Genomic DNA, 26573 nt, shown 5'->3' with positions numbered 1-26573 from the left:
TATTTCTTGTTTAATTTAACTCATCGATTCTGTGAGGCTTGAGTTTAATTCTTACTGCATGTTATGTAAAAAATGACACTCGAAGCTACAACATCAGGAATGTTGTAATGATTTGGTTATTAAGTTTAGAAAGAACTATTCAAGTTGAATTCGTTTTTTTCTTCTTATCAGTTTAGTGTGTAGTTGATCACTATTACATTTTGGACATCTTGTAATGTCTTTATTAAAGAGTTTTAGAATAATCTCAGCTGAAGTTAAATCTAGGAGTTCAGGAACATATAACTCAGTTTCGGTCTCATTCCAAATTATTGATAGAGCTTCAGCCTTTTTAGTATTACTGAATAAACCATAATATCGTATTTTGACAAATCCTTTTGGGAGTATGTGCAATAAGAAACGCCTAGAAAATTCATCTAGCGATAAAGTCATTATTTTGCCTTTGTTCTTGTCTTTTCTATCTTTGTATTTAAAAGTTACTTTTTCATTATCAAATTTAATGATTCTTGAGTTTGAAATAGCAACCCTATGTGTATAACGGCCCAAGTATTCTATGACATACTTTGCGCTATCAAAAGTTTTTTTAGAGTAAATAGTCCATTTCTTTTTATGAAGTTTTGATTTTAATTTAGAGTACTCTGTATCAGAAATAGGTTTGTAATCTAGTTTGTTTTTTCTCCAGGCTTTATCGATGTGATCAATTAATTTACCTTTAAAGAGTCTTGAGATTACTGGAAATGGGAATAAGAATTCATTTGCATATTTAACAAAGGTATTATTTCTTAAGCCACCTGCTAGAAAAATTACATGAATATGTGGATGAAAAGATAGGTTTTGTCCCCAAGTATGCAGAATAGAAATAAAGCCTACTTCTGCTTCAACTTTATGCTTAGGATCTTTGGAAAGAGCTTTTAATGTTTCTGCTACACATTTATAAAACAAGTCATACATGATTTTGTCATTGCACATAAAAAATTGATTGAGTTCATGTGGCACTGTGAAGACTATGTGATGATAAGGAGCATCAATTAGTGAAGATTTTGTCTTGTCGATCCATTGTTCTTTAACAATAGCACCACAACAAGGACAATGCCTGTCTCTACAAGAATTATAGTGGATAGTTTCATTGTGACAATCATCACAAATAGATATGTGACCCCCCATATAAGGTGTTTTACACTTTAAAATATGATCTAATACTTCTGCTTTACGTTCGTTAAGAACAGGAAATTGAAAATCTTCTTTTCCATTGGCGATAGTAAGAATTTCTTGGATTGAATAAGTCATAATTACCTCCAATCCATTGGGCTTGTAGCACCAAGTTTATTTAAACTAGCTAATTGCACATATATGGTTGTTGACCGGATTGATTTGTGTCCAAGCAACTTTTGAATCGTCAACAAATCAGTTCCGTTCTCATATAAATGTGTTCCAAAAGCGTGTCTAAAAGAATGAGGCGAAAGCTTTTCGGACCAGCCTAATTGTTTAAGATGTCGCTTAATGTGATAATCAACGGTTTGTGTACAAATGGCTTTTTCACCTGTCGCATTAGGAAAAAGAAGTGCCATTGGTTTTCCGTATACTTTCCAATACTCTGAAAGAATATCAAGTGTTGTTTTTGAAAGAATAGCATAGCGATCCTGTCTTGATTTAGATGGTCGAATGTAGATTTGCATATTTTTTCGACTGATATCATGATATTCAAGTCGGCGAACTTCGCTCACTCTAAGACCAGATCCGTACATCAGAGAGCAAATTGCTTTGATTTTCAGATGAGGTAGAGTGTTGATAAAATGAATCATATCTTTCTGAGCTAAAATAATAGGCAAATTAATGTCGATTTTAAGAAATGGTACCTGATAATAGTTCCAATCTTTCTCAAGAACATAGAGTTGAAAGAATCTGATTTTAGAAATATAGATATTAACACTACGATTGGTCCAATTTCTTTCGAGTTTATAATGCAGTAGAAAAGTGCGGATATCATCATATGTAGCATTTTCTGGCAAAATATTGTTGGATAAAAGCCAATTAAGATAAAGCCTGATAGCACAAAGATAGTTCTCTAAGGTTTTAGGGGTGAGGTTTCTAAAAGTTGCAAACTCAACAACTTTCTTTAGATAATCGTTAGGTTCAAACATAAAAAATCTCCTTTCGTAGTGAGTAATAGTTGCCCCCTACAAAGAAGATGATTTAGTTTGATTAAAGTTATGAAAAAGTGGTAAGATATAACTAGGAAATGTGGTGTGAATGGGTAGGGGTACTTTATTCATACATCGATCTTAGTTGATTGAAACATATTTCCTATTTTTATATAAAAATTGTGGAGATCGTTATACGCATTTACTATCGCGCAGCGATTTTGTACAATAAGAGTGAATAAGTTGTCATATAACAGGGAGGTCAAAATGTTAACTTTAGAAAACATAACCGAAGCAATTATCGCCTTAGTTGATAAATACGCATTAAAAAGCGTTGACCTATTTGGCTCATATGCTGACGGTACGGCAACAGATGAGAGTGACATCGACTTATTAGTTGAATTCAATACACCTTATGTATCTCTATTTAGAATCTCTGAGATGAAAATTGAAATTTCGGAAAAACTGGATAAAGAAATAGACATCATTCATTCACCAATTCCTTCAAACTCATTACTTGATATCAAAAAGGTCATTAAAATTTATGAACAATAGAGATTATCGTATACTAGAAAAAATAAGAGAAGAAATCAAAATAGTTGAATTGTTATTAGGCGGAATCCCAATCGATGAAAAGTGAAACAACCAATTAAGACAATAACTATTGAAACCGTAAACTATAATTAATGTTTACGGTTTTTATTGGTATAAAACCTGTTTTCATAAGCAACTAAGCACTCGATGAACAGAGTTCTTATTACAAAAGAAGTTGTTCTCACACTTTTCACATACTTTTTATATTTTTTTCATACAGTCTATCTGTAGTATGTAGTTACAAACAAAACACATACGAAAGTGGAGGTAAATATGAAAAAGATAATGATGATGGGTTTAGTATTGATGCTACTTATGGTTCCAAGTGCAGTATTCGCTGAGGAAGTAGAAACAGAAGAATGGAAAGATTTCAGACTTGAACAAGTTGAAGAGTACACACCAGAAAATTACGATGAATGGTCTAGATTGTTTGAATCAAAGGATACACTTTCTGCTGAAAGAGAAACTTTAAAAGCTGACTTAGCAGATCTTGTAGAAAATGTATGGAAGCCATACATCGAAGGTTTAAGAGGTGATGCAAAAGAACTGATGACAGCTTATAAAGAAGCACTTAAAGCTCAAGTTGAAGCTGGAGAGATTACAATTGAAGAATCTAAAGAATTATTTGAAACTTACAAAACAGAGGTTTACGCTGACCTAATTCTTATGAAAGAAGAAAATGAAGCTGAAAAGGCTGAAAGACAAGAAGATAAAATCTACTTTGATAACTTAAGAGCAGAAAGAAAAGCACTTAATGAAAACATTAAATCAGCTATTGAAGCAGAAGACTTTGACTCAGTGCCAGGCTATTTAAATTCTATTCTTTCAATTAATCAAGAGCTTGAAATTCACCATATAGATGTAAATGATAATATCCAAAACACAATTAACGAACTCAATGACCTATAAAAAATAGCCACGCATTGCGTGGCTATTTGTAATTAATCTTCATAACAATATTTTGCTTGTAATCACCAAACTCATGACCAAATAAGTTGATACCACCAATATTACTGGCATTATCTTTAATCCCTATCTTAAAATCAATCACCTGAGAATAGATATCTTCTAATCTTATATTAGAAACATGCTTTTGATTTAAGAAACATCCCTTATCTGAAATCTTCAGATTCATCAATTGACCATACTGAGTCAGGCTATCATGCCACCATGCCGGTGTTAAATCTCCCCTTCTATCCCCATAATCACCAAAGGTTTCAAAGGTAGTGAGTTCTCTATCATTGAGCCAAAGGGTGATATCAGATAGCCAATCATTTCTATGACCTGGTGCTTCAGAACAACATTCAAATATAAACTCCAAACTTTGTACAGAAACATCTTTTAACGGATTGTAAAACTTATAAGTTACGTGGCCTGATGTGAACCATATCAGTTCAGCTTCATGCCTGTTTGGCATATAGAAACTGCCTGGATCATCCACAATACCCACATGATTCTTTGAAGATGCCATACCACACGGTGGATAAACGTCACATTCAAAGTAATTACCCACAGGCATGTCCACATAATGTGTTTTAATGTGCGTATGTTTTTTCATATCTAGAAGAATGTTTATTTCAAGTGTCGACATGACGATTCTTGCAAGCTTTTGAGAGCCTCTTACACCTGGCTCGAATCTTGTCTCTATGATTCTTGCTTCTTCTAGTACCTTTAAATGGTTGGCAATTGTAGAGACAGGGGCATTTAAAAGGTCTGACAACTCACTTACATTTCTATCTTTTTCATTTAAGAGTAGTATGATATCTAATCGCATTTCTACTGAAAGCGCTTTTGCGACTTTTGTTACAAATATTTTGTCATTAATTGAGTGCTTTGATTCCATAGGACCACCTTTCTAGGTTAGAATAGCATATTTTATGTAAAATTCATAGCTACTTGATGTTATATTACAAATATATTGTAATTAACACTTGATTTATCCCTGATATTCCTATATATTATTAGACAAAAGATGATTTATTACAAAATAATTAGAACAAAGGAGAAATTATGCTTCCAAGAAGTGAATATCCAAGACCACAGTTTCAAAGAAACCATTTTACTTGCCTAAATGGCGACTGGGATTTTAAATTTGACGACAACAATATGGGTCTTAAAGAGAAGTGGTATCTTGATACCGAATACGACATGAACATTGTAGTTCCTTTTGCTTATCAATCTAAACTTTCAGGTATTCATGACACATCCGTTCATGATGTAGTTTGGTACAAAAGAAGCTTTAAGTTAAAGGATTTAAAAAGAACCATCCTACATTTTGGTGCAGTTGACTACAGAGCAGATGTCTGGATCAATGGCCAACATGTATGTATGCATGAAGGCGGTCATATCGGCTTTGAAGTTGATATCACCGATTATATAAAAGAAGAAAACATACTTGTTGTAAGGGCCGGGGATGATGCAAGAGCACTTGATTTACCAAGAGGCAAGCAGTATTGGAAAGATCAGTCTGAAAGTATCTTCTATACAAGAACGACTGGCATATGGCAACCGGTCTGGTTAGAACAAGTACCTGATACTTACTTAAAATCAGTTTACATGACACCTGATTTAGACAATAAGTCTATTGAAGTTGAATTCCTTACAAATGGGGATATGGATATAGAAGTTGAAATCTCATTTGAGGGTACAGTCTATGTTAAAGACAGGGTTTCTGTTCATAACAAGTCTAAGAGAACCTTCCATCTTTCAGACACAAAACTGGCTGAATGGCGTCAACCGATATTTTTAGAATGGACACCTGAAAATCCAAAACTGATTGATATTACATTCTCTTACAAGGATGATTATATAAAGTCATACTTTGCCCTTAGAAAGGTATCTGCTGAAAATGGCAAGGTACTTCTAAACAACTTGGACTATTATCAAAAGCTACTGTTAGACCAAGGTTACTGGCCAGATGGGATCTTAACAGCTCCAACAGATGAAGACTTTATAAAAGACATTATGTTATGTAAGGAAATGGGCTTTAATGGTGTTAGGAAACACCAAAAGGTAGAAGATCCTAGATTTCTATACCATGCAGATAGACTGGGATTCTTGGTATGGTCAGAAGCGGCCAATGCTATGACATTTACAAGAGACGGCGCTGAAAAGTTTACTAAAGAATGGATGGAAATCATTAAAAGAGACTACAACCATCCTTGTATCATTTCATGGGTACCATTTAACGAATCATGGGGTGTAGATTTCATTAAAACCAACAAGGACCAGCAAGCTTTTGCAACTTCACTATACTACTTAACAAAAACATTTGATCAGACTAGGTTTGTTATTTCAAATGATGGTTGGGACCATACCATCTCTGACTTATTCACTATCCATGATTATCAAGGCAATAAAGACATCCTTAAAAAATCTTATGACAATATAGATGATGTACTTAATTTTAAACCTGCCAAACGTTCTCTTTATGCACCGAGCTGGAGTTACAATGGTCAACCCATGATTATTTCGGAGTTTGGTGGTATTGCCTATCAAAAGGATGATACTGAAGGCTGGGGTTATACAAATGCTGTTGATGATGATGACTTTATAAAAAGAGTTGAAGCAGTCATCACAGGTCTACAAGAAGCGAATCATGTAAACGGCTACTGTTATACCCAAATAACAGACGTAGAACAAGAAATCAACGGACTTCTAACATATGATAGAAAACCTAAGGTGGCTCTCAATCTAATTAAAGCCATTAATGACCGCAAAAAATAATTGAACGCTATCGAATGATAGCGTTTTTTACTGCAGCTTTTGCATGTATAAAGGTTGTATCTAATACGTCAATGGAAACATCACCTTCTTGTATCAAAAGAGGAATCTCTGTACAACCCAGAATGACTCCACTTGCACCTTTTAAAGCCATCTTTTCAATGATGTCCACATAAGCTTTTTTACTTCCAGTTTTGATATCTCCTAAAATCAGCTCGTGGTAAATGATATCGTGAACCCTTTGTCTATCCTCTTCATCCGGAATCATTACTTCAATACCCATGGCTTCTAAAATATCTCTATAAAAAGCCCCTTCCATGGTGAACTTAGTCCCAAGAAGTAATACCTTCTTAAGGCCTCTTTTTATAATTTCTTGACCTGTCGCTTCTGCAATATGTAAAACCTTTAAACCGGTTTCTTTTTCAATGGCAGGTGCCATTAAATGCATGGTATTGGTTGCGATTACGATGAAGTCTGCTCCCGCAGCTTTTAAGTTTTTAGCCTCGTCTACCATTAAATCAGTCAACTCATCCCATTTGTTTTCATGTTGCAAAACTTCTACTTGATGAAAATCAAAAGAATACATCAAGAAATTTGCAGAATGTGTTTTCCCAAGCTGGTCTTTAACTTCTTCATTCATAATCCGGTAGTATTCCAAAGAAGATTCCCAGCTCATACCACCCAATACTCCAATTTTCTTCATAATTACCTACTTTCTCAACTCATTATAACAATCACTTATGATTTTTATGCCACTTATTATCTCTTCCTCGCTTGGATAAGAGAAATTGAGTCTTATATATGGCCCATTACTTTGACTAAAATGATAACCAGGTGTCATCATGACCCCCTTCTTCTTGCAAAGGTCAAATAGTTTCCTGATAGAAACATCACTGCTCAACCTAAGCCAAATGTAATAACCGCCTTTAGGGCACTCATATTCTATATCCTCAAAATGCTTCTTAAGCATTTGAATCATTAAGTTCCTTTTTCTCCTATAGAACTCAGTCACCATGATTACGTGAGCTCTATAGCTACCTGACTCAATAAAGCTAGCTAAGGCATATTGGTTGAGGGTGTTTACGTGTAAATCAGAAATCTGCTTATTTCTAACTAAAAGTTTAATGACTTCCTCTGAAGCAGTTACCCACCCAATTCTAAGACCAAGTGATAAGGTTTTTGAAAAGGTGCTTACATAAATCACATGATTAGACTTTGAAAGTGATTTCAAACTAGGATAAGATTCTTCATAAACCAGTCCACTGTAAGGATCGTCTTCTATAATAGCAACATTATAATGACTAGCAATCTTAAGCAGGTCTTTTCTTCTTTCTAAGCTCATCGATATACCTGTAGGGTTATGATAAGTCGGAATGGTATAAATAAACTTAGGATGATGACGTTCTATTAAATAAGCCAATACCCCTGTGTCCATGCCTTGATTGTCCATAGGAACAGTCACTGTCTTAACACCATAATGCTTTAACAGCTGTAAGGCACCAAAAAATGTTGGTTCTTCTACAATCACTGCATCACCTGGTATTAGAAAAGTTTTAAAGATTAAATCCAAAGCCTGTTGGGCACCTGATGTCACCAGTATTTCTTTTAGTGAAGGAGATGATTCAATCATTAGATTTTTGATCATTTGCTTGAGTGTTTTTACACCAGATACATCACTTGATGATAAAACATTTAAGGTCTTATCATTTAAAAGATCTCTATAGATATCATGAAACGCTTCATTGGGTATGAGGTTTTCAGCTGGAAGTCCTCCCGCAAAGAAGATGTTACTTCGCCTAATACCATCATCCATAATCATCTTAATCACATCATCATGTTTACCATTATGATGTTTTAAATACATGCCTTCAAAGTCATAGTCATAATAGTTGTTATGGTCTCCAGCTTGAATGGTCTTATAAATTACAAAAGTACCTTTGCCAGAAAAAGAATCAATCAAACCATCAGCTTTAAGAAGATCATAAGCACTTAAGATCGTGGTCCTATTTACATTTAATACTTGAGACAGCTTTCTCTCCGATAAAAGACGATCACCTTCATGTAAATCTCCATCTATGATTCGATTTTTTATTTGATGATAAATTTGCATATAGATGCTGATGTGTGATTCATGATTAATTTTAATAGTCATAACAAACTCCTAAACTTATCTTATCTAATTATACTACATCTTTCATCCTCCAATCCTAAATTAATAATACCCATCCAATTAAATAACCCACCAAATAGTGGGTTAAACTTCACGGTTGTATAAAAATTTGACAGCCTTCTGATTTCTAACAATAAATACTAAGACGCCAATACTGACAAGAAGACCATAAAATATGCCTATATGTTCATAAGAAAAACTTGCACCTAGCCAACCTGTAAAAAGCTTGCCTAAAACCATGGCCATACCAACCATGGTCTGGAAGACAGCATTTAATCTCCCCCTCTTATCGTCGTCAATATAGGCATTAATGGATGTTACACGTATATTGGCTGAGTTCATACCAATAATACCAAGCATGAACTTCATAAGAACCATAATGAAAAATGGCATAAAGAAAAATACTGCATCAAATAAGGCAAAAGTTAAATACACTACTAGTGAAAGCAAATATCTTAAATGAGTAGGTACCTTTATCTTATAGTGAAGAAGACCTCCAAACATATAGCCTGCTGACTGAAGAGACAGTAGTAGCGAATACTGGATCAGGCTTAAGTCTGGGTGCTGTTCAAAAAAAGGATAAATCAAAAGCTTAAATGAATCTGCAAACATCATGACCACAAAAAAGAGATACACATTCCAAATGCCTTTTTCCTTGAATAGGTAAGAAAAACCTTCTTTGATATCATTGATATGTGACTTGACCTCAAAAGCCACCTTATGGGTAACTTCCTCTATGTCAATCATTCTTTCAAAACTAGCAGCAGCAAGTAAGAAAATGCCTTCTATCTCAAACAATATCGATACACCAAAATGCTTAAATACAAAAGTTGCAACAGGTAAAATTAAAACATTGGTTAAGGGATAAATTAGATTACCAATTGCATATCCCTTTTGCATCATACCTTTGGGAATCAAGTTTGGAAATAGACTGGCATAGGCCAGCTGATAGACCACACTGTTTAAAGTGATGATTAGACCTATAATCATGTAGAAATAGTAGTTAAAAGTCACTTTAGAAGTTATAAAGGCAAATACAATAAAGAGACTACCCATCATATAGTCTAATCTGACAATGATGTTTTTCCTTGAATATCTATCTATAATCGGGCTGACCAGTATTGGTAAGATAATAGTTGGTACCATAGTTACGGCCCCATATATACCTGTTAACCAAGTTGATTCTGTATGGTCATATATTGTTACAGATAAGGCTAAATTAAGACCAACACCACCTACCGCTGAAATCAAGGTGCCAATCATAATAAGTGTGAAGTTTTTTGTCCAAAGTTTTTTATTCATAATTGCCTCCTATAAATAGGTTAGCATAGACGTAAGATGAATATAACAGGGTAGTTTTGAGAAAATTACACTAAAAAAACGCATTAAAAAACCTTTAACGCGTCAATTTGAGAAAATTATAATTTTTCTTCTATTTCTAATGCTTCTTTATACTTCCTTCCTGCTTTTAAGGCTTCTATGTAATACTTGCCAAAGAAAAGTGTATAACCATGATGTTTACCTTTACTAGATGCTTCATAAGTGGCTTTGATAGCTTGAAGATAATCAGGATCATTATAAGGTGAATCACTATTTTTAAAAAACATCAGCCATTCAAATGATTTTATAAGGATTTCATCTTCAAAGTTAACAGTTTCAAATGTTTTGTCTACCTTATCTAATAAAGCTCTGGCCTCATCAAAATCACAGAGACCTATATAAGTTAAAATCAACTTTTGATAAGTGACAAAGATATGCCACTGGTTTAACTCATTTAGAAAAGGAAGCACTTTTTTAAGATGAATAAGAGCATTATCATAGTCTTTAATGGCTAGGTAAGTAGCACCAATATTGTAATAAGCACCATATAAGATATCATCCCTTTTTAAGTATAAACCCATTTGTAAAAGACGATTATACAAATCCATAGCTGTCTCAACTTGCTTGGCATTGGAATAAGCAGCTGCAAGTAACTGCAGAGAATCAATCATATAATAAAGGTTGCCCTCTTGCATTAATAGCTGGTTTGCTTCTTGACCTAAACGTATGGCATTAACATAATCTCCTAGTAGAAAATCCATCATCTGCATACGAAAAACACTTCGACCTTTTCTTAAGTAATTTGCTGATTTACTAAAGAAGTCATAAGCTTCTTTTAAGTGGCCATTAATATATGATCTCATACCTAAGAAATAGTAATAGTAATAAAAATCATCAGCTTCAAAATAGGGACTATAAGAAGATAATAAGTCTAAAGATTCATCTAACAAACTTAAGTTTCTTTCCTCTGATGCAACTTCTGAGACAAGAAAATACCATTTGACTGCCAATGAAGAGTTGGCCAGATCATAAGAGAATGCTTTCAGTTCCTTGTAAATATGATGCATTTCATCAAACCTGCCATAATAGGCTTCTGTAAACAAGTCATCTATCTTAGATTCAAGTTTATCTGAGACCTTACTCATTTCAAGTCCTAATCGGTTGAGTAGTAAATCAATAATCTCCTTATTGGCATTTACATGACCCGTTTCAATCTTACTCAAGTAAGAAACTGCACAGATACCTTCACACAAAGAAGCCTGGCTAAGATTTTGATCTAATCGGTGTTTCTTAATTATTGCCCCTATCATTTTAAATCCTTTCTCTAAATCTCCTCTATTATAACATTAAGTGAAAAAAAATAGACACATAGTGTCTAAAGTTTTAACAGGTCACCTTTCAGATAACCAGAAATATTACCTTTTGCCTCCGGGCTATTAGGATGGGCATAGAGCCATTTGTTTTTAGCATACGCACTGTCAGATCCTGTATTTGTGCCTTCTGGTAAAATGATGGCTGCCTTAAACTGTCCATCTAAGTTTACCGGACAATAATGAAGTGTCGGACCATAGATTTCTACAACTTCTCCTTCTTTCATTAGAAAGGATTCTGCTAATGATATATCATAACCTTCTTTGATATCTTGTCTTTTACCAAGTACTAAAATAAGGTCTGTACCAGCAACAATGATTTCACTAGACTTATGATACTCAAGTGCATCTACTTGCCTGTTAAGGCCATTGCAATAACCAATCTGTATGGACTGCTCACCAAAATACTTATATGAAATCGACGACTTCATTTTACTAAATCTTTCAAAGTCAGCTACATATTCGACTTGGTCGGTGGTTGGTGTTTCATATTTCAATGTCTTATACACATCACTAAAATCACTGGCTTGATGTGGACATCCATAAGCATTAAATGCTTGATCTGTTATTCTTTTCATATTTACCTCCACATTTAAGTATATAAGTAAATGGAAGTTACATAAATGTGCATAATCCGATATTTAATGTCCTTTTCAGATGTTTACAAATGAATGATTTCAGAAACTTGATGTTAGATCACACACACCATGTTGCACTTATATCGATTGCTTAATCAATAGTTGGATTACTATGATACTTCCTAATCTATAACACCAATTCCCTAATTTGGCGCGTTTTCATTCCCTGATTTGGCGAATTATTAGTCCCAAGTTTGGCAATATTTTTTAGCTTATTGTCCATCGATTAACAGTTGAATGATTTCTAGGAATGCCTCTTCATTTAATCCATCTGATTGAACACTTACAAAAATATCATCTATCATAAACTCTGCAAGATAAGTCATACCATTTGATTTTCCTAATAGGACCTCCTGACCGTTTATTATGCTGACTTCATGGTCAAAGTATGTAAAAGTTGATCTTTTATCTAATTTGGATGTTGTAATTACTAGACGGTCTCTATTAGGATTTAAATAGTCAAAGATAAACTTATCATAGATAACCTTTTGATTATCATCTAGATACAGATTTCTTATTTGACTGATAAGCTCAAGACTTCCTAATTGATCAGGAACTTCAAAGTTATTTAAATAAGCCACATCATCGCCTTTTGTTAATCCACTGGTATCTAGAGGAATTTCTTTTGTACTCATGATTTGAATGTCGTTTATGACAATTATAGGTCGACTCGTACTCATAAAGTTAAATGCTAGGAATAGAACGATTGAGGCTGCGAGTGTAGAAATTAAGTATATTCTATGTTTAGAATGCTTCTTTTCTTCTGATGCTTCTAAAATATACACATCATCTATATGACCAATTGCCTGATAAAGTGTTTCACTGTTCATCTAAAACTCCCTCCTTAATCAAGTAGGACTCCAGCTTCTTTCTTACTCTAAATAAAATGGATTTGACGTTACTTTCACTAGTTTGTCTTATTTTCGCAATGTCCTTAATCGAATCTGAGTACCAATACCTTCTGACAAAAATGATCCGGTGTTCCTTTTTTATAGACTTCAAAAATGTATTGATGGCTTTTGAAAGCTCCATGGCATCAAGAGACGATTCTACAGTCTCAGTCGCCATCAGGCAATCTTCTAACTCTGATAAGACCATATCAAACTGACTGTTGCGTTTCTTTGCCTTATAGTAGTTATATTTATTTAAAGATAAGGCTCTTGTTATTCTACCTAGGTAAGGCAAAAACCTCTCAGGTTTATCTGGAGGTATTTGCTTCCAAGCACTTAAATATGTATCATTGACACACTCTTCTACATCTTCATGATTATGAAGAATGTTCCATGAAATCTTATTTAAATACTTACCATATTTTTCAGCTGTCATTGTTATAGCCTGTTCAGAACGCTTTATAAATAGTTCTATAATCGAACTGTCATTCATACACTTCTCCTAAAAATCTAATGTTCCATTAGAATAGATTTGATAAGCTGTTACAGTATCACTTGAATCATCTAAAGTAAAGCCTACTATATAATTGCCTACTTTGAGTTCTGAATTAACAGCCTCAACACCGTTATCCGGATCGTCTTCAAAGATAGTCTCTTCAGTGATAACAACCCACATACCATTATCAAGTTTTACCTTGTTACCGTCAATTTCTACAATTTTACCGGAAATATTAACAGCAACCTTAGCAGATGGTTTAGGCGCAGGTTCATTGATGTAAATCCTTGATGCAATAACTGGATCACTTGATTCATCTGCTGTGTAGCCTTGAATAAAGTTTCCAACTTGAATCTCAGAATTAACTGCCTCAACACCATTATCAGGATCATCTGCAAATACCGTATCTTCATTAATGATGATGAAAGTTCCATCTTCTAATGTCACCTTTTCACCATCAACTTCTGCAATCACACCAGAAATATTAACAAGTACTTTAGCTCTTACCTGACTTTCTTGAGTTGGAACTTCTTCCACTGATGTTTCATTATTACCCGCACATCCTATAAATACACTCATTGCCATAAGTGCCACCATTAATAATACTATAATCTTTTTCATTTTTTCCTCTTTTCTTAGTTTTTTATGTCCTTCACTAATAAAGTAAAGAAAAAACCTAAATGGTTTCAAAAAAAAGAATCTTAAATCAGATTCTTTAAATAGTCATAGCTTATTCTTAAACTCTCTAGTGGATCATCACTGGTATCCTGCTCGACAATATAATGCTTTATATGTTTTTTCTTACATGCACTTATGATTTCATAAAAATCAAGATTGCCCTTTCCTACTTCGGCAAACATGACTTGATCATTTTTTATTTTATAATCCTTCAAATGAATCACATCTATTCTAACTTTTTCTATCCATTTACTTGGGTTCACACCACCAGCTTGCAACCAATAGGTATCTAATTCGAATTCTGTGTAATTAAAGTGATCTTGTAAAATAGCCATCCAGGTCTTTTGACCTGATTTTTCAAACTCAAACTTATGGTTGTGATATATCAATTGTAGATTATGATTCTTGAGTGCCTTTGCTAGAATCTCCATCCTAACAATAAACTCATGAATCCCTTTTTCATTTCTTAAATGATCAGGCATGGCACCAACACCTGTATACCTGCACGACCACAAATGATGCCATTTAACAAGATCATCTAAATTTTCTTCTATAAAATCTAAAGAAAAATGGGTAGCAACAATTTCTAAACTGAGCTTTTGACAGATCTTATGATAGGTATCAGCAAGTTGATCAGTCATCCTACCTATGCCTGATAGTTGAACACCTTTATAACCAATATCTGCAATTTCTTTTAAGACGCTTTCAATATCGTCTTCAGATTTATCCATTAACAAATCCCTTACTGTATACAACTGTGCACTGATCATGATAACTCCTTATAAATATCTAATATGACTTCATTGGTCTTCTTGGCATCATCAAAGCTTATCACAAGGTTTTCATCCCTTTCTATGTGATCATAAAAGTTTTTAATGCAGTCTCTATGACCACAACCATAGTAATCCTTATGAGGCGTTGATTCATCCTCCATGATGATTAGGCTATCTCTATAAAGCTTGCCATCCATGTACCTAAAAGTGGATTTCTCAAAAACAAGTTCAATTTCTACACTTGAATTCTTTTTATGGTTTAAAGTACCCATAAAAATGCCCCTACCACCATGATTATAATCAAACTCTATCATCGCGGTATCTTCTACATCGTTATCAGGATGTGATAGATTTGAAAGCATACCTCTGAACTTAGAATAATCACCTATCAAGTATCTCAATAAATCGAAAGTATGAATGGCTTGATTGATAAGAAGTCCACCACCTTCTGTAGATAGCCTCCCCTTCCAATCCGTTTGATAGTATGATTCGTCTCGATTCCATGCCAGGATGGACTTTGACCCTTTGAAACATCCAAGATTTTCTGTAGAAATAATACGCTTAAGCTCTTTAACACAAGGGTTAAAACGATTTTGAAAGATGACGCCTACTTTGACATTACTAGATTTGATAGCCTCATCTAACTGCTTAAGTGCTTCCTTTTCTATGCCGATTGGCTTTTCAAGAAGCACATGTTTACCGGCTTCAATACAGTCTATTGCCATCTGAACATGTAAATGATGTGGTGTTAAAATATGAATCACATCTATATCTTTATCAAAGAGTGATTTGTAGTCTCTGACATAAGCCAATGAAAACCTGCTGGCCTTTTCTTGGTCTAAATCACAGACGTATTTTAAGTCATGACCCAGTGCTTCTATGCTTCTAACATGAACCTCCGAAATGCTACCACAGCCTATAATTGCCACCTTCATTAGTGGCTCCCTCTTACATCCATAAAGGTGGATTCAACGTCTTTCATTTTAGATTTTTCTACTCTTTCCTGTAACAGTCTTTCAAACAGGTCCTCATCTATAGGTAGTGTCACTTGACTATCTGTCCAAGAAGATAGATGCATGGCATTAGATAAAGTTAAGCCATGGATGCCTTCTTCACCAGGTGATAACTGGTCACTACCTGAAATTGCATTCACAAAGTCTTTCATAATGCCTACATGTCCAGTCTCTTCACCTTCAACTTGTATCTCACATACCCATAGGTCTGGTTTTTTGAATCCTTCTTTTGAAGTATTGAGATGATCTATCATATCTACTTCATTCTTGTAAAAGACAATCTTACCATTTTCAACAAGAAGTCTACCTAAGCTGCCAGAAATCTCTAATCGATTCACACCAGGCGCTTCTCCTGTAGAGGTAACAAATAAACCTGATGCACCATTTTCATACTCCATGTAAGTCGTAACATCATCTTCGACTTCTATATCATGGTACTTACCATATGACATAAACGATCTGACACTTTTAGGCATACCGCAAATCCACTGAAGAAGATCCAGTTGATGCGGACATTGGTTCAAAAGCACACCACCGCCTTCACCTTTCCAAGTGGCTCTCCATCCACCTGAATCATAATAAGACTGAGTTCTAAACCAATCTGTGCAAATCCAGTGAACCCTTATTAGAACACCAATTTTTCCACTTTGAACAAGTTCTCTAACCTTCTTATAAAGAGGATTTGTTCTTTGGTTGTACATAATAGTAAAGATCTTATCAGATTTTTTAGAGGCTTCATTTAAATCCTTCACCGCTTTTGTATATACACCTATGGGCTTTTCAACAAGTACATGTAAGTTGCTTTCTAGCGCTGATATGCCCATAGCCGGGTGATCATAATGAGGCGTTGCAACAATAACTGCATCAATATCACCCTTTAACATATCCTCATAGGCATCATAGATCTTTACAAATTTAAAAGCTTCCTTTGCATAATCTCTTCTAGCTTTACTGATATCACATATAGCTGAAAGTTTTGCACCAGGAACCTTGTTTTCATAAAGATTTCTGGCATGAGAAGTGCCCATATTACCAATACCAACGACCCCTATCTTAATCATGACAAACCTCCTCAATGATCGTCCTTAAAGCATTCACAGCCAGTTTAAACTTATAAACATCAGAAGCTTCTTTATCTACACTTGATGTTTCTAGCTTATCAAAACCCTGGAAGTTTCCTAAATGAGGTTCTACGGATAAGAAACCATCATAACCCTTTTCTTTTAAAGACTCAATCAAATACTTTAGATTACCAACTCCCATACCTGCTGGCACTTCTTTGCCGTCTTTCGTTGCATCTTTAATATGGAAATAAGATACATACTTGTTTAATAGATCATAGGCCTCTTTCACATTGACACCACACTGAATAAAATTAGCCGGATCAAAAATAAGTTTAAATTGATCGTCACCTAAAGTTTTGTATAAGTCTAAACACCTCTCTGGTGTGTCACCATATATTTCTTTTTCATTTTCATGAAGCAGGACAATTTTCTTATCTTTGATATAATCTTTAAAAGAACTCAGTCTTTCTATCACTTGATCTCTATACTTACTTGTTTCATCTTGGTTCATGTAGAAAGAAAACATTCTGATGAATGGGGTTTCTAATGTTTCAGCAATCCATACAATGTGCTTAAACATTTCAAAGTGTGCTTCAAAGTCATCTGTCATCTTAATTTTACCAATTGGCGAGCCTATGGCTGATACCTTGATACCAAAGTCTTTTAATTGTCTTTTAACTTTAATGACTTCACTTTTAGTCAATTCTGAGATGTTCTTTCCATTAACACCTCTTACCTCAATATATGCAATGTTCATTTTTTTCATTTCTGATAGCTGAACTGTAAAATCTGAACTAATCTCATCAGAAAACCCGCTTAATACAAAGTTATTCATGTATTTCCTCCTTATTCTACTTTAATTATAGAAAATGAAATAGCTATAAGGAATTGCATATCTTGTTAAATACATTGCAGATATTGCGTTTTTCTTATAAACTAATCTTGAGGTGACATATGAATACTATTTACAGTTCAGACAAGTACAAGTTCCATAAGGAATCATCTAAAAAGTGTGATGTATCTATCCATTTACACGATGTTTATGAAATCTATCAGGCAGAATCCGACAACATCCGTTACTTCATTGAAGGTAACTATTACGACTTAAACAAGGGTGATATCATCATCACCAACATGAAGGAACTCCATAGACCCATAACAATAGATGACAAAGATTATAAGAGACGCTTCATACAGTTTAAGCCAGAAGCCTTTGAAAGCTTTTTTGAAGACTTAAATCCTTTAACTATATTTGATCGCAGACCTCTTGGCCTCTATAACTGTTTTAAATATACTGATAAACTAAATAGGCTATTTGATACTATAGAAGCATGTTCAGACAATCCCATCGGTAAGCTAGAAATGAAAAATCTTTTGGTACAGATTTTTGTTGAACTCTATAAAGTTTATGAGGAAAAAGAAAAGCCAAAAGACTTGGATTCAAGGATTTTAAAAGTAAAGGAAGACTTAGATCAGCATTTTACTCATGATTTTAACTTAGAAGATTTCAGCAAAAAACATTTCATGGACAAGTATTACTTAAGCCATTTATTCAAAGAACAGACAGGCTTTACCCTCTTAGAATATATCCAGTCTAAAAGAATTCAACTGGCAAAAACAATGATAAAAAATGACCACCTCATGACTGAAGTGGCTGAAACATGCGGTTTTAAGGATTACTCTAACTTCTATAGAGTCTTTAAAAAAATCACTAAGTCTTCACCAAGAGACTACTCAAATTCACATTAGATAATTTTTATATGTGAATAAAGCTGACTTGAATCCTAACTAACCAAAACTGTATTAAGTACATGTTATCTCATATGTTTCTTTGTCGACCTACTTTCCACTCAGGTTTAAACTACAGACGGTGGCCCCATACCAAAGCTTTACCACTTTTGTGGATTCCATTCAACAAAATAAATTGTTTTTGTTGAATACATTCATTAAAATAAGCCCTTTCACATTGAAAGGACTTATTAATTGCTCGTTTATTCTTCGTACTTTTTTTCAAGTATTACTGGACCAATTAAACCAGATGGTAGTATTGTACCATAGTGATTGGCCATGGTATTTTTAACAATGACTTTCAAATGATTAGTACCTTCTAATAGATGTTCACTTAAATCAAAGTAATGTGGTGCAAACATAGATGTACCTATTAATTGATTATTTAAATAAACACTTGCCATTTCTTTTACACTACCAAGATTTAACCTTACAGAAGAAGCGTCACTTGTAAAAGTCGTTTCATAGACCATTGGTCCAGAATAATCGACTTCTTCAAATTTTAAATCAACTTTCTTACCATCTAAGGTCCAGTCTTCTAAATGACAAAGATCTTCATATTCATGTCTTAAAAAGCCTTTATTACCTGATGTCACAATTAAAAGCTGTCGTCTTTCTAAAGGGATAACCATGTCATCATTGATAATCTCAACACCAGATATTTCACCAGTCCACGGATTCCAGATTTCTGGATTCGAAAGAGCTCTTGTCTTAAAATTGATTTTTTCTTCACCTTCATTACAGTATAAATGATATGAGATGCCTTCTTTAACGATATGACTGTACCTAATATGTTTAAAGGCTGACTGGTGTGTTGGCGCAGTTACCTTTTCTAATCCTTCTAGTAATGCCTTATGATGATCACTGGCATGATGAATATAGACTTTGTCATAAACTTGATTTTCTATATAAATCTTATCATTTTCTATTATAGCCTTGTCTAGGAGTTCTTCTTCTAGATAGTTAAACTCTATCTGATGTTCAAAGAAAGCTTTAACTTCTTCATATGGCAGGTCTTTATGACCTGTAATCACAGCTATCTTAGCCTGATTAGAAGCGTCGGTTAAAAGCCATGACATACGTTTGATATAGTCACTCATTTGATTCATATGGTCCCACCAGATATTATTAGGACCAACATCAGGTGGCCTTTCTCCAAACTGGACTTCACTTCTCACTGAATAATAGAAGGCATGTAAATAAATCATATTAACGCCTCTAATAAACAGGTAGTCCATGTACCATTTAAAGTCGTCCATCGTCAGTGCCCATTGAATACCGTCTGGTCCACAGCAACCTAAAACTTCATTGGCATTTCTCGATCTGCCTCTGTGTCTCATGGAATCGGCTGAACACTTGGCCATGGTTGAATGGATACCTTCAACGCCTGTCAGTTCTGGCGCAATCCATCTCCATACCACGTCCTGGCCAGGTATATGAAAGTACTTTAAAAGACCAATATCATCACTGCCTTCAGGATGGCCTGTAAGTCCTATTTCATGGTCTTCACACCAATCGTAAAGCGGCTTGTAAAATCGTTCTGACATCAGTTCATATAGAGTCTTTTCATAAAGGTCATTCTTATCAAATAAGGTCTCCATATCATTCATCTTAAAACCTCTAGAAATAAGCTCATTTAACAAGTCATCCGTCCATGGGATGATGTCTTTTCTTGAACATCTCCCCAGTATTTTAGGCTCATCTGTAAACATGGCAATAATAGTAGAACCAAAATACTTAGACAGCCTTTTATAATATTTTTCATGTGTTGACTCAATAAAACTTAATGTCGCAGCCTTATTCAAGAGATCTGCCGACTTAGGCGCAAGGCTTTCATGATCATCTTCATCCTCATGAATCCCTCTGATGGTACCACCAGAAAAACATTGAATAAATGCCATGTGTTTGTCGTCTCTTGATTGCATCAACAAGAGTCTCTCATCTTCATCAACTTGATAATTCTCTAAAGATGCTCTTGTATCAAAGTATTCAATCCTTAAACCTTTGGATGCATGGTCTGGATTCTTTCTAACAACTTCACCATGAGCCGATCCAGAAGGATACTGTGCTTCGTCATATAAGATAACCTGCATATCTAGGTGACAAGCTTCTTTTACCGCTATCTCAACAAAATCTAAATAGACTTCTGACATATACTCAATCGATCTAGGCAATCCCTTTCTCGGATGAATGATAAAGCCATGTATCCCCTTGTCATTAAAATCATGAATTTGTCTAATAATCTCTTTTTCATCTAATTTATCGTTCCAAAACCAAAAAGGGAGCGCTGTATACGCTCTATCAGGGTTTTCGAACATTTTTTTATGATTCATCTGCCCACTCCCAGTTTTCTAAATCATGACTCCATGCAAGTCCTATGGAGGCATTTTTATCAAAATCTATGCTTTCATCTTCTGGACCAGAACCATGAAAAAACATCAGATATCTTGGATATTTCTCATTCTCTACTTGAAGTACAAAGCCAGCTGTTAAACGGCCTTTTGCCCAAGTCCAGTATTCTTGCCCTAAATACAAGGTACCTAAATCCTTAAAGGATCTCAAATCTTCCGATTCTAAAATACCAATACCATTATGAGGCGAATGATAGAGTCTATACTTATGATTATAATCTAAAACACATAGATTTTCCCCGCATTCTACGCTGCCTTCAAAGGTCCAGTGCTTTAAATCATATGAAGAAGAAAATGAGGCGCCATTTTGCTTAAAGAAACACCAGTACTTTTCTTCTTGTCTATCTTTAATGATATAAGGATCAATCATTCGACCCAAGTCTTCTAATGGCGTTTGTCCCTTAACCATAATCGGTTCTGGTTCAGACCACTTTAGAAGGTCCTTACTGGTGATGAAGTAGACTCTAGAATTTATATTACCATACTTTTCACCGTTTTCACGAGGATAAGTCTGAATACACAAGTAATAAAGACCTTGATGTTTTATAATGTTGCCTGGACTCGAATAGTTTTTAGATTTGTCCTTTTCAGTTAAAAAGGTCACTTCAGTCCACTCGACTAAATCTCTCGATGTGGTCATAGCAAGTCTCAAGTAAGGGCCATTTTCACAGTTATCTACATAAGTAAAGTACATATAAAAGGTATCATTCTCAAAATAGACTGCTGGATCCCTATAAGCTTTTTTTTCATCACCTTTTAAAAGTATTGTTTTCATTTATACCTCAATGTCAAAGTAGTTGACAGCATTGTTATAACATATGTCTTCTACAATCTTACCAAGAAGCTTCATATCATGAGGGTACTCACCTTTCATGACCATGTCTCCAATAAACTGACACAAGATTCTTCTGAAGTACTCATGTCTTGTATAAGATAGTAAGGATCTAGAATCCGTTAACATGCCTACAAAGGTTGATAGAAGGCCTAGATTAGAAAGTGCTTTTAACTGTTCTATCATGCCGTCTTTTTGGTCGTTAAACCACCAGCCTGAACCAAACTGAATCTTACCTTTAATACCACCACCTTGGAAGTTACCAATCATAGTCCCAATAACATAGTTGTAAGATGGATCTAAGGTATAAAGAATTGTTTTAGGCAGTTCCGCTTTTATGTCTAAATCAGACATAAGCTCAGCCAGTTTGATAGAGAAATTTTGATCGCATATAGAATCAAAACCTGTATCTGGTCCCATTGTTTCAAAGAGTCTCTTGTTGTTGTTTCTTTGAGCGCCAATATGAAGCTGCATGACCCAGTTTCTCTTGTGATAATGACTGGCAAGGGCTCTCATGATTTTGCCCTTATAAGCAGCTCGCATCTTATCACTTAAGTTTTCTCCATTCATGATAACCTTAAATGCTTGTTCTGCTAAATCATCATCATTTAAGTACTCAACCGTATCAAGTGCATGATCAGATACCCTACAACCTTTATCATGGAAGAAGTCCATACGAATGGTCAAGGCCTTAATAACATCATCTACACCTTTGATGGGATGACCACTGACTGCTTCTAAAAGTTTGATGTATTCAAGATAAGCTTCATTTTCAATCTTTATAGCCTTGTCTGGTCTATAGGTAGGCAGTACCTTTGCCTTTAATGAAGACTCTTTAATTCTGTCATGATCTTCTAAGGTATCTACCGGATCATCTGTTGTACAGATGACCTTTACCTGACTCATTTCAATCAACTTATGAGGAGTTAAGTGGTCTAATTGATTATTACATGTATCCCAAAGCTCTTTGGTATCTAAGTCATTGACTGGCTTATCGATATCAAAGTACTTTTTCAATTCTAAATGGCTCCAATGATACATTGGATTACCAATGGTATAGGGCAACATATCAACAAAGCCCTTAAACTTCTCATAATCACTTACATGGCCTGTAATCGCATTTTCTTCTATGCCAAATGATCTCATGGCACGCCACTTGTAATGATCGCCCTTTAACCATACTTGAGTCATATTTGAAAAAGCCTGGTTATCTGCAATCTCTTTAGGTGATAAATGACAATGGTAATCATAAATCGGCATGATTTTGGCATGCTTGTGGTACAATTCTTTTGATATTTCATTTTCTAATAAAAAATCTTCACACATAAATGTTTTCATAGTCACCTCTATAATATGACACCGGTTTTAAACATACCGATGGCTCTAAAATCATTTTTTTCATTATTTACCCATTTACCAGAGGCAACCTCTAAAATATAGTCAATTAAATCATTTAAAACCTCTTCACTTGAAACACCTTCAACCAAAGAACCTGCATTGAAATCAATCCAAGTCTTTTTTCTCTTGTAAAGAGCGCTTGTTGTAGAAATCTTAAGTGTTGGAATAAAACCACCAAATGGTGTACCCCTACCAGTTGTAAATAATACCATCTGACAACCAGATGTGCCTAGAGCTGTTGTTGCAACAATATCATTGCCTGGGGCATTTAAAAGGTTTAAGCCCTTTTGGCTGATCCTGTCATGGAACTTCAAAACATCTACAACAGGACTTCTACCAGATTTTTCAGTACAGCCTAGAGATTTATCTTCTAAGGTCGTAATGCCACCATCCTTGTTGCCTGGAGATGGATTTTCATAAATAACTTGTCCATGGCTCTTATAATAATTTTTAAACTCATTGATCATTTCAACGGTCTTTAAAAAGACATCTTTACTGATACATCTTTCCATTAACCTTGTTTCAGCCCCAAACATTTCAGGCACCTCCGTTAAAACGGTTGATCCCCCACGAGAAATGATGTAGTCAGACACCAAGCCCACTAAAGGATTGGCTGTAATACCAGAAAAGCCATCTGAACCACCGCATTCTAATCCAATATTTAAGTCTGATATTGGACAGGGACTACGAAAGTCCTTTTGCATCAGTTGGTAGAGGTCTTCTAGGTATTTATCTCCTACTTCAAGTTCATCTTCTACTTCACTCGTGTTAAAATATCTGAGTCTGTCTTTTGGTATACCAAGTGTGTTTACAAATGTATCTAGTTGGTTATTTTCACAACCCAAACCAACAACCAAGACACCACCTGCGTTTGGATGTCTAGCAATATTTTGTAGGGTCATTTTTGTCGACAAATGGTCCTTACCCATTTGAGAACAACCATAGGCATGGGTAAATGTGTGTACACCATCAAAGTTGTCACTTAGGTCATGCTTCTTGTTAAAAAGCTTAACCATTTGTTCAGTTATACCGTTGACGCAACCTACTGTAGGAATGATCCACAGTTCATTTCTAATACCAACATTGCCACCTACTCTTTTATAACCCATAAAAGTCTTGTCTGAATCTATCATTTTTAGCGGCTCATAAGACGGCTTGTACTCATAATCAATGGTATCAGATAAATTGGTCTTGATATTATGTGTATGAATGTGCTCACCCTTTACAATAAACCTATTCGCTCTGCCAATTGGCATGCCGTATTTTATAATGGTTTCACCTTCTTTAATAGAAGAAGTCGCCACCTTATGACCCACATATGCCTTGTACTTGTCACTTGAAATGATGACCGATACATTGTCTTTTTCATTTAGTTTTGTTGTGATTATTTTATTATCTTCAAATAATAATCGTTTACTAATCATATTTATTTACTAGCTCCAATACATTATGGTTTCTGATGATATTTATATACATAAGAATTTCGTCTGCATACTCAGATAAATCACTTTCCCAAAATGATTCGTTTGAAAGTACCTTTCTAACCTTGTCTTCAAGTGACCCCTTTAAAGCAGAAAAGAAGTCCATAACATCGCTATTGTCATTTCTATTGTCTAAATCACTTAAGTAAAGCTCAATTAAAGCAGCCAAAGACATTTTTAAGCCCTTTGAAGTGTCTTTTACTGATGGCAAGACTCTTGTTTTGTATTTAGAAATAGAATTTAGTGAAATGCTTTGTAAATAGTGGTCAAAGCTAGGATTTCTAAATCTATCTAATACTGCCTCTCCGAAGTCTTCTAACATTTTTTTATCAGCCTGGATAGAAGGTATGATCTCACCTTCTAAAACCTTAAGCGCAAGTTTGCCGAAGCTTTCATGGTCTATAAAGTCTCTTACCGTATTGACACCTGATAAAATACCAAGAGGCACCATAAAAGTATGAAGACCATTTAAAATCCTCACTTTTCTTGTTCTAAAAGGTCTGATGTCATCCACAAACTCAACTCTTTTGTCTACCTTATCGAGCGGCAGTCTCTCCTGTAATCTTTCATTTTTTTCAATAACGAAAGACATAAATGTCTCACTTTCTACCATAAAGTTATCTCTATAACCCAATGCCTTTTCATAAGCATCTTTTTTATCTCTTGGATAACCTGGCACAATTCTATCAACCAGTGTGCTAACAAAATCACACCCCTTGTTGACCCAATCGACAAATCCGCTTTCTAATTGCCACAAGTCAGCATACTTTAATATGCAATCTTTAAGCTTGTCTCCATTTTGCTCGATAAGTTCGCAAGGCACGATTGAATAACCTTCGTTTATATCGCCTCCTACAAGCTGGAAACGTCTGTATAAAAGCTGGGTCAGTTTGGCAGGAAATGTTTTAGGACAAGCCTTGTTGTCTTCTGCTTCGTAAACAATGCCTGCTTCAGTTGTGTTTGAAATAATGACTTTTGCATTTAAATCAGCTAAGTCTAAATAGGCCTCATAGTCTTCATAAGGCAAGATGCCTTTTACAATAACGTCGTTGACGACCTTATTTTCTTTATAGGCGCCATTTTCCACACCCTTTTCAAAGTGCGTGTATAAATAGCCTTGCTTTTCCAAGTCTTTTACCAGGCCATTTTCTATGGGTTGTACAACAACAACCCCCATATTTAGATCTAAGAGAAGTCTATCAACGAAGGCCCTTAAAAAATTACCTTCACCAAACTGAATGACCCCAATGTCTTTTACTTCATCTTTTATCATATCTCTGTTAAGATATTTCATTTTTGCCTCTCTTTTTATAGTACTTTGCACCATTTTTCTTTTGGAAGTTGATGTATCCTACATGCTCAAATCTCTTTAAAACGACATTAACAAATAAAATAGCGACTGTTGCTATGATCGAAATTTCATAGTAACCAAGACCAATGGCAAGTCCGACACAAGCCACTACCCAAACGGTACTGGCTGTTGTTAGACCTTTTATAGAACCCTTGTCCACCATAATTGTTCCTGCTCCTAAAAAACCGACTCCAGTAACCACTTGGGCAACAATCCGACCTAAGTCAGCTTTTAAAGCTTGACCCAGCTCAGGATTTTTCAGGATCATTTGTGTCGTTTCATGAACCGTTTCAACTTGAATCAAGGCTATAATGGTTGCACCTAAACAAACCAATATATGTGTCCTGAAACCAGCAGCACGGTTCATTTTACCTCTTTCAGCACCTATACAACCCCCACAAACAACGGCTAAGCCAATACGTATCGCAAGTGTTGTTAAGTCCAT

Annotated in this window: 25 protein-coding genes; 4 read left to right on the top strand and 21 right to left on the bottom strand. The window is 34.9% G+C overall.

Annotated features, from left to right (window positions below; genetic code table 11):
• Positions 1 to 135: 135 nt before the first annotated feature.
• Together EZV73_RS05665 and EZV73_RS05660 are read right to left on the bottom strand one after the other, a co-directional pair.
• Entirely contained in the window at positions 136 to 1284 is a 1149-nt protein-coding gene (locus EZV73_RS05665; RefSeq protein ID WP_240839156.1) for an IS91 family transposase, read from the bottom strand.
• 2 nt (positions 1285 to 1286) lie between these two features.
• On the bottom strand, positions 1287 to 2138 hold the full coding sequence (locus tag EZV73_RS05660) for a site-specific integrase (RefSeq protein ID WP_240839155.1): 852 nt from the start codon (positions 2136 to 2138) through the stop codon (positions 1287 to 1289).
• 267 nt (positions 2139 to 2405) lie between these two features.
• Here EZV73_RS05660 and EZV73_RS05655 point away from each other — a divergent pair, with 267 nt between their 5' ends.
• Complete coding sequence (locus EZV73_RS05655; RefSeq protein ID WP_240839153.1) at positions 2406 to 2693, top strand: nucleotidyltransferase family protein; 288 nt, start codon at positions 2406 to 2408, stop codon at positions 2691 to 2693.
• Between the two features lie 312 nt (positions 2694 to 3005).
• Positions 3006 to 3641: a hypothetical protein gene (locus EZV73_RS05650; protein WP_240839151.1), complete on the top strand. Its 636-nt coding sequence runs from the start codon at positions 3006 to 3008 to the stop codon at positions 3639 to 3641.
• A gap of 22 nt (positions 3642 to 3663) precedes the next feature.
• Here the strand turns inward: EZV73_RS05650 and EZV73_RS05645 are convergent, their stop codons facing one another.
• Entirely contained in the window at positions 3664 to 4575 is a 912-nt protein-coding gene (locus tag EZV73_RS05645; protein WP_240839149.1) for a transcriptional regulator, read from the bottom strand.
• A 167-nt stretch (positions 4576 to 4742) separates the two neighbouring features.
• Here EZV73_RS05645 and EZV73_RS05640 point away from each other — a divergent pair, with 167 nt between their 5' ends.
• On the top strand, positions 4743 to 6458 hold the full coding sequence (locus EZV73_RS05640) for a glycoside hydrolase family 2 protein (protein WP_240839148.1): 1716 nt from the start codon (positions 4743 to 4745) through the stop codon (positions 6456 to 6458).
• Between the two features lie 7 nt (positions 6459 to 6465).
• On the opposite strand, the gene EZV73_RS05635 is transcribed toward EZV73_RS05640, so the two are convergent.
• From EZV73_RS05635 to EZV73_RS05580, 12 genes are all read right to left on the bottom strand, one after another.
• Positions 6466 to 7158 carry an aspartate/glutamate racemase family protein gene (locus EZV73_RS05635; protein ID WP_240839146.1) on the bottom strand — a complete coding sequence of 231 codons (693 nt, stop codon included), beginning with the start codon at positions 7156 to 7158 and terminating at the stop codon, positions 6466 to 6468.
• Between the two features lie 6 nt (positions 7159 to 7164).
• Positions 7165 to 8607: a PLP-dependent aminotransferase family protein gene (locus EZV73_RS05630; RefSeq protein WP_240839144.1), complete on the bottom strand. Its 1443-nt coding sequence runs from the start codon at positions 8605 to 8607 to the stop codon at positions 7165 to 7167.
• Positions 8608 to 8709: 102 nt separating this feature from the next.
• Complete coding sequence (locus tag EZV73_RS05625; RefSeq protein WP_240839142.1) at positions 8710 to 9927, bottom strand: MFS transporter; 1218 nt, start codon at positions 9925 to 9927, stop codon at positions 8710 to 8712.
• A 116-nt stretch (positions 9928 to 10043) separates the two neighbouring features.
• Positions 10044 to 11255 (bottom strand): helix-turn-helix domain-containing protein, encoded by a 1212-nt coding sequence (locus EZV73_RS05620; RefSeq protein WP_240839140.1) that lies wholly within the window; start codon positions 11253 to 11255, stop codon positions 10044 to 10046.
• 65 nt (positions 11256 to 11320) lie between these two features.
• The gene (locus EZV73_RS05615; RefSeq protein WP_240839138.1) at positions 11321 to 11893 is read right to left on the bottom strand and encodes a DUF4867 family protein; all 573 of its coding nucleotides are present in this window, start codon (positions 11891 to 11893) and stop codon (positions 11321 to 11323) included.
• Positions 11894 to 12165: 272 nt separating this feature from the next.
• On the bottom strand, positions 12166 to 12783 hold the full coding sequence (locus EZV73_RS05610; RefSeq protein WP_240839136.1) for a hypothetical protein: 618 nt from the start codon (positions 12781 to 12783) through the stop codon (positions 12166 to 12168).
• Positions 12773 to 13336 carry an RNA polymerase sigma factor gene (locus EZV73_RS05605; protein ID WP_240839134.1) on the bottom strand — a complete coding sequence of 188 codons (564 nt, stop codon included), beginning with the start codon at positions 13334 to 13336 and terminating at the stop codon, positions 12773 to 12775. Before EZV73_RS05605 ends, EZV73_RS05610 begins: the two co-directional genes overlap by 11 nt.
• A gap of 9 nt (positions 13337 to 13345) precedes the next feature.
• Positions 13346 to 13960, bottom strand: coding sequence for a DUF5666 domain-containing protein (locus EZV73_RS05600; protein WP_240839132.1), 615 nt, complete (start codon positions 13958 to 13960; stop codon positions 13346 to 13348).
• A gap of 80 nt (positions 13961 to 14040) precedes the next feature.
• A complete protein-coding gene (locus EZV73_RS05595; RefSeq protein WP_240839130.1) occupies positions 14041 to 14787 on the bottom strand; it encodes a sugar phosphate isomerase/epimerase in 747 nt (248 codons plus the stop codon).
• On the bottom strand, positions 14784 to 15725 hold the full coding sequence (locus EZV73_RS05590) for a Gfo/Idh/MocA family protein (protein WP_240839128.1): 942 nt from the start codon (positions 15723 to 15725) through the stop codon (positions 14784 to 14786). The genes EZV73_RS05595 and EZV73_RS05590 overlap by 4 nt, the downstream gene beginning before the upstream one ends.
• Entirely contained in the window at positions 15725 to 16864 is a 1140-nt protein-coding gene (locus EZV73_RS05585) for a Gfo/Idh/MocA family protein (RefSeq protein WP_240839126.1), read from the bottom strand. Before EZV73_RS05585 ends, EZV73_RS05590 begins: the two co-directional genes overlap by 1 nt.
• Positions 16857 to 17702 (bottom strand): sugar phosphate isomerase/epimerase, encoded by an 846-nt coding sequence (locus tag EZV73_RS05580; protein WP_240839124.1) that lies wholly within the window; start codon positions 17700 to 17702, stop codon positions 16857 to 16859. The genes EZV73_RS05585 and EZV73_RS05580 overlap by 8 nt, the downstream gene beginning before the upstream one ends.
• Before the next feature lie 119 nt (positions 17703 to 17821).
• Between EZV73_RS05580 and EZV73_RS05575 the strand changes: the two genes are divergently transcribed.
• The gene (locus EZV73_RS05575) at positions 17822 to 18616 is read left to right on the top strand and encodes an AraC family transcriptional regulator (RefSeq protein ID WP_240839122.1); all 795 of its coding nucleotides are present in this window, start codon (positions 17822 to 17824) and stop codon (positions 18614 to 18616) included.
• A gap of 242 nt (positions 18617 to 18858) precedes the next feature.
• On the opposite strand, the gene EZV73_RS05570 is transcribed toward EZV73_RS05575, so the two are convergent.
• The 6 genes from EZV73_RS05570 to EZV73_RS05545 are packed head-to-tail and all read right to left on the bottom strand — an operon-like array spanning position 18859 to position 26573.
• Positions 18859 to 20988 (bottom strand): hypothetical protein, encoded by a 2130-nt coding sequence (locus EZV73_RS05570; protein ID WP_240839120.1) that lies wholly within the window; start codon positions 20986 to 20988, stop codon positions 18859 to 18861.
• The gene (locus EZV73_RS05565) at positions 20978 to 21841 is read right to left on the bottom strand and encodes a family 43 glycosylhydrolase (protein WP_240839118.1); all 864 of its coding nucleotides are present in this window, start codon (positions 21839 to 21841) and stop codon (positions 20978 to 20980) included. Before EZV73_RS05565 ends, EZV73_RS05570 begins: the two co-directional genes overlap by 11 nt.
• Positions 21842 to 23236, bottom strand: a complete 1395-nt coding sequence (gene uxaC, locus EZV73_RS05560) for a glucuronate isomerase (protein WP_240839116.1) — start codon at positions 23234 to 23236, stop codon at positions 21842 to 21844.
• 8 nt (positions 23237 to 23244) lie between these two features.
• Positions 23245 to 24720 (bottom strand): UxaA family hydrolase, encoded by a 1476-nt coding sequence (locus EZV73_RS05555; RefSeq protein WP_240839115.1) that lies wholly within the window; start codon positions 24718 to 24720, stop codon positions 23245 to 23247.
• On the bottom strand, positions 24713 to 26071 hold the full coding sequence (locus EZV73_RS05550; protein WP_240839113.1) for a tagaturonate reductase: 1359 nt from the start codon (positions 26069 to 26071) through the stop codon (positions 24713 to 24715). The genes EZV73_RS05555 and EZV73_RS05550 overlap by 8 nt, the downstream gene beginning before the upstream one ends.
• Positions 26058 to 26573: an MgtC/SapB family protein gene (locus EZV73_RS05545; protein ID WP_240839111.1), complete on the bottom strand. Its 516-nt coding sequence runs from the start codon at positions 26571 to 26573 to the stop codon at positions 26058 to 26060. Before EZV73_RS05545 ends, EZV73_RS05550 begins: the two co-directional genes overlap by 14 nt.

The sequence above is a fragment of the Acidaminobacter sp. JC074 genome, assembly GCF_022496765.1.
GTDB lineage: Bacteria > Bacillota > Clostridia > Peptostreptococcales > Acidaminobacteraceae > JABXKX01.
Note: the sequence above shows the minus strand (reverse complement) of the source record. Positions and strands in the feature narration are given on the sequence as shown.

What these genes read in the sequence shown, in the direction of transcription:
- EZV73_RS05665 (WP_240839156.1), bottom strand. Translation starts at nt 1,284, where the DNA reads ATGACTTATTCAATCCAAGAAATTCTTACTATCGCCAATGGAAAAGAA.
- EZV73_RS05550 (WP_240839113.1), bottom strand. Translation starts at nt 26,071, where the DNA reads ATGAAATATCTTAACAGAGATATGATAAAAGATGAAGTAAAAGACATT.
- EZV73_RS05615 (WP_240839138.1), bottom strand. Translation starts at nt 11,893, where the DNA reads ATGAAAAGAATAACAGATCAAGCATTTAATGCTTATGGATGTCCACAT.
- EZV73_RS05645 (WP_240839149.1), bottom strand. Translation starts at nt 4,575, where the DNA reads ATGGAATCAAAGCACTCAATTAATGACAAAATATTTGTAACAAAAGTC.
- EZV73_RS05570 (WP_240839120.1), bottom strand. Translation starts at nt 20,988, where the DNA reads ATGAATCATAAAAAAATGTTCGAAAACCCTGATAGAGCGTATACAGCG.
- uxaC (WP_240839116.1), bottom strand. Translation starts at nt 23,236, where the DNA reads ATGAAAACATTTATGTGTGAAGATTTTTTATTAGAAAATGAAATATCA.
- EZV73_RS05620 (WP_240839140.1), bottom strand. Translation starts at nt 11,255, where the DNA reads ATGATAGGGGCAATAATTAAGAAACACCGATTAGATCAAAATCTTAGC.
- EZV73_RS05650 (WP_240839151.1), top strand. Translation starts at nt 3,006, where the DNA reads ATGAAAAAGATAATGATGATGGGTTTAGTATTGATGCTACTTATGGTT.
- EZV73_RS05580 (WP_240839124.1), bottom strand. Translation starts at nt 17,702, where the DNA reads ATGAATAACTTTGTATTAAGCGGGTTTTCTGATGAGATTAGTTCAGAT.
- EZV73_RS05640 (WP_240839148.1), top strand. Translation starts at nt 4,743, where the DNA reads ATGCTTCCAAGAAGTGAATATCCAAGACCACAGTTTCAAAGAAACCAT.
- EZV73_RS05585 (WP_240839126.1), bottom strand. Translation starts at nt 16,864, where the DNA reads ATGATTAAGATAGGGGTCGTTGGTATTGGTAATATGGGCACTTCTCAT.
- EZV73_RS05555 (WP_240839115.1), bottom strand. Translation starts at nt 24,720, where the DNA reads ATGATTAGTAAACGATTATTATTTGAAGATAATAAAATAATCACAACA.
- EZV73_RS05565 (WP_240839118.1), bottom strand. Translation starts at nt 21,841, where the DNA reads ATGAAAACAATACTTTTAAAAGGTGATGAAAAAAAAGCTTATAGGGAT.
- EZV73_RS05655 (WP_240839153.1), top strand. Translation starts at nt 2,406, where the DNA reads ATGTTAACTTTAGAAAACATAACCGAAGCAATTATCGCCTTAGTTGAT.
- EZV73_RS05575 (WP_240839122.1), top strand. Translation starts at nt 17,822, where the DNA reads ATGAATACTATTTACAGTTCAGACAAGTACAAGTTCCATAAGGAATCA.
- EZV73_RS05635 (WP_240839146.1), bottom strand. Translation starts at nt 7,158, where the DNA reads ATGAAGAAAATTGGAGTATTGGGTGGTATGAGCTGGGAATCTTCTTTG.
- EZV73_RS05545 (WP_240839111.1), bottom strand. Translation starts at nt 26,573, where the DNA reads ATGGACTTAACAACACTTGCGATACGTATTGGCTTAGCCGTTGTTTGT.
- EZV73_RS05595 (WP_240839130.1), bottom strand. Translation starts at nt 14,787, where the DNA reads ATGATCAGTGCACAGTTGTATACAGTAAGGGATTTGTTAATGGATAAA.
- EZV73_RS05660 (WP_240839155.1), bottom strand. Translation starts at nt 2,138, where the DNA reads ATGTTTGAACCTAACGATTATCTAAAGAAAGTTGTTGAGTTTGCAACT.
- EZV73_RS05590 (WP_240839128.1), bottom strand. Translation starts at nt 15,725, where the DNA reads ATGAAGGTGGCAATTATAGGCTGTGGTAGCATTTCGGAGGTTCATGTT.
- EZV73_RS05605 (WP_240839134.1), bottom strand. Translation starts at nt 13,336, where the DNA reads ATGAATGACAGTTCGATTATAGAACTATTTATAAAGCGTTCTGAACAG.
- EZV73_RS05625 (WP_240839142.1), bottom strand. Translation starts at nt 9,927, where the DNA reads ATGAATAAAAAACTTTGGACAAAAAACTTCACACTTATTATGATTGGC.
- EZV73_RS05600 (WP_240839132.1), bottom strand. Translation starts at nt 13,960, where the DNA reads ATGAAAAAGATTATAGTATTATTAATGGTGGCACTTATGGCAATGAGT.
- EZV73_RS05610 (WP_240839136.1), bottom strand. Translation starts at nt 12,783, where the DNA reads ATGAACAGTGAAACACTTTATCAGGCAATTGGTCATATAGATGATGTG.
- EZV73_RS05630 (WP_240839144.1), bottom strand. Translation starts at nt 8,607, where the DNA reads ATGACTATTAAAATTAATCATGAATCACACATCAGCATCTATATGCAA.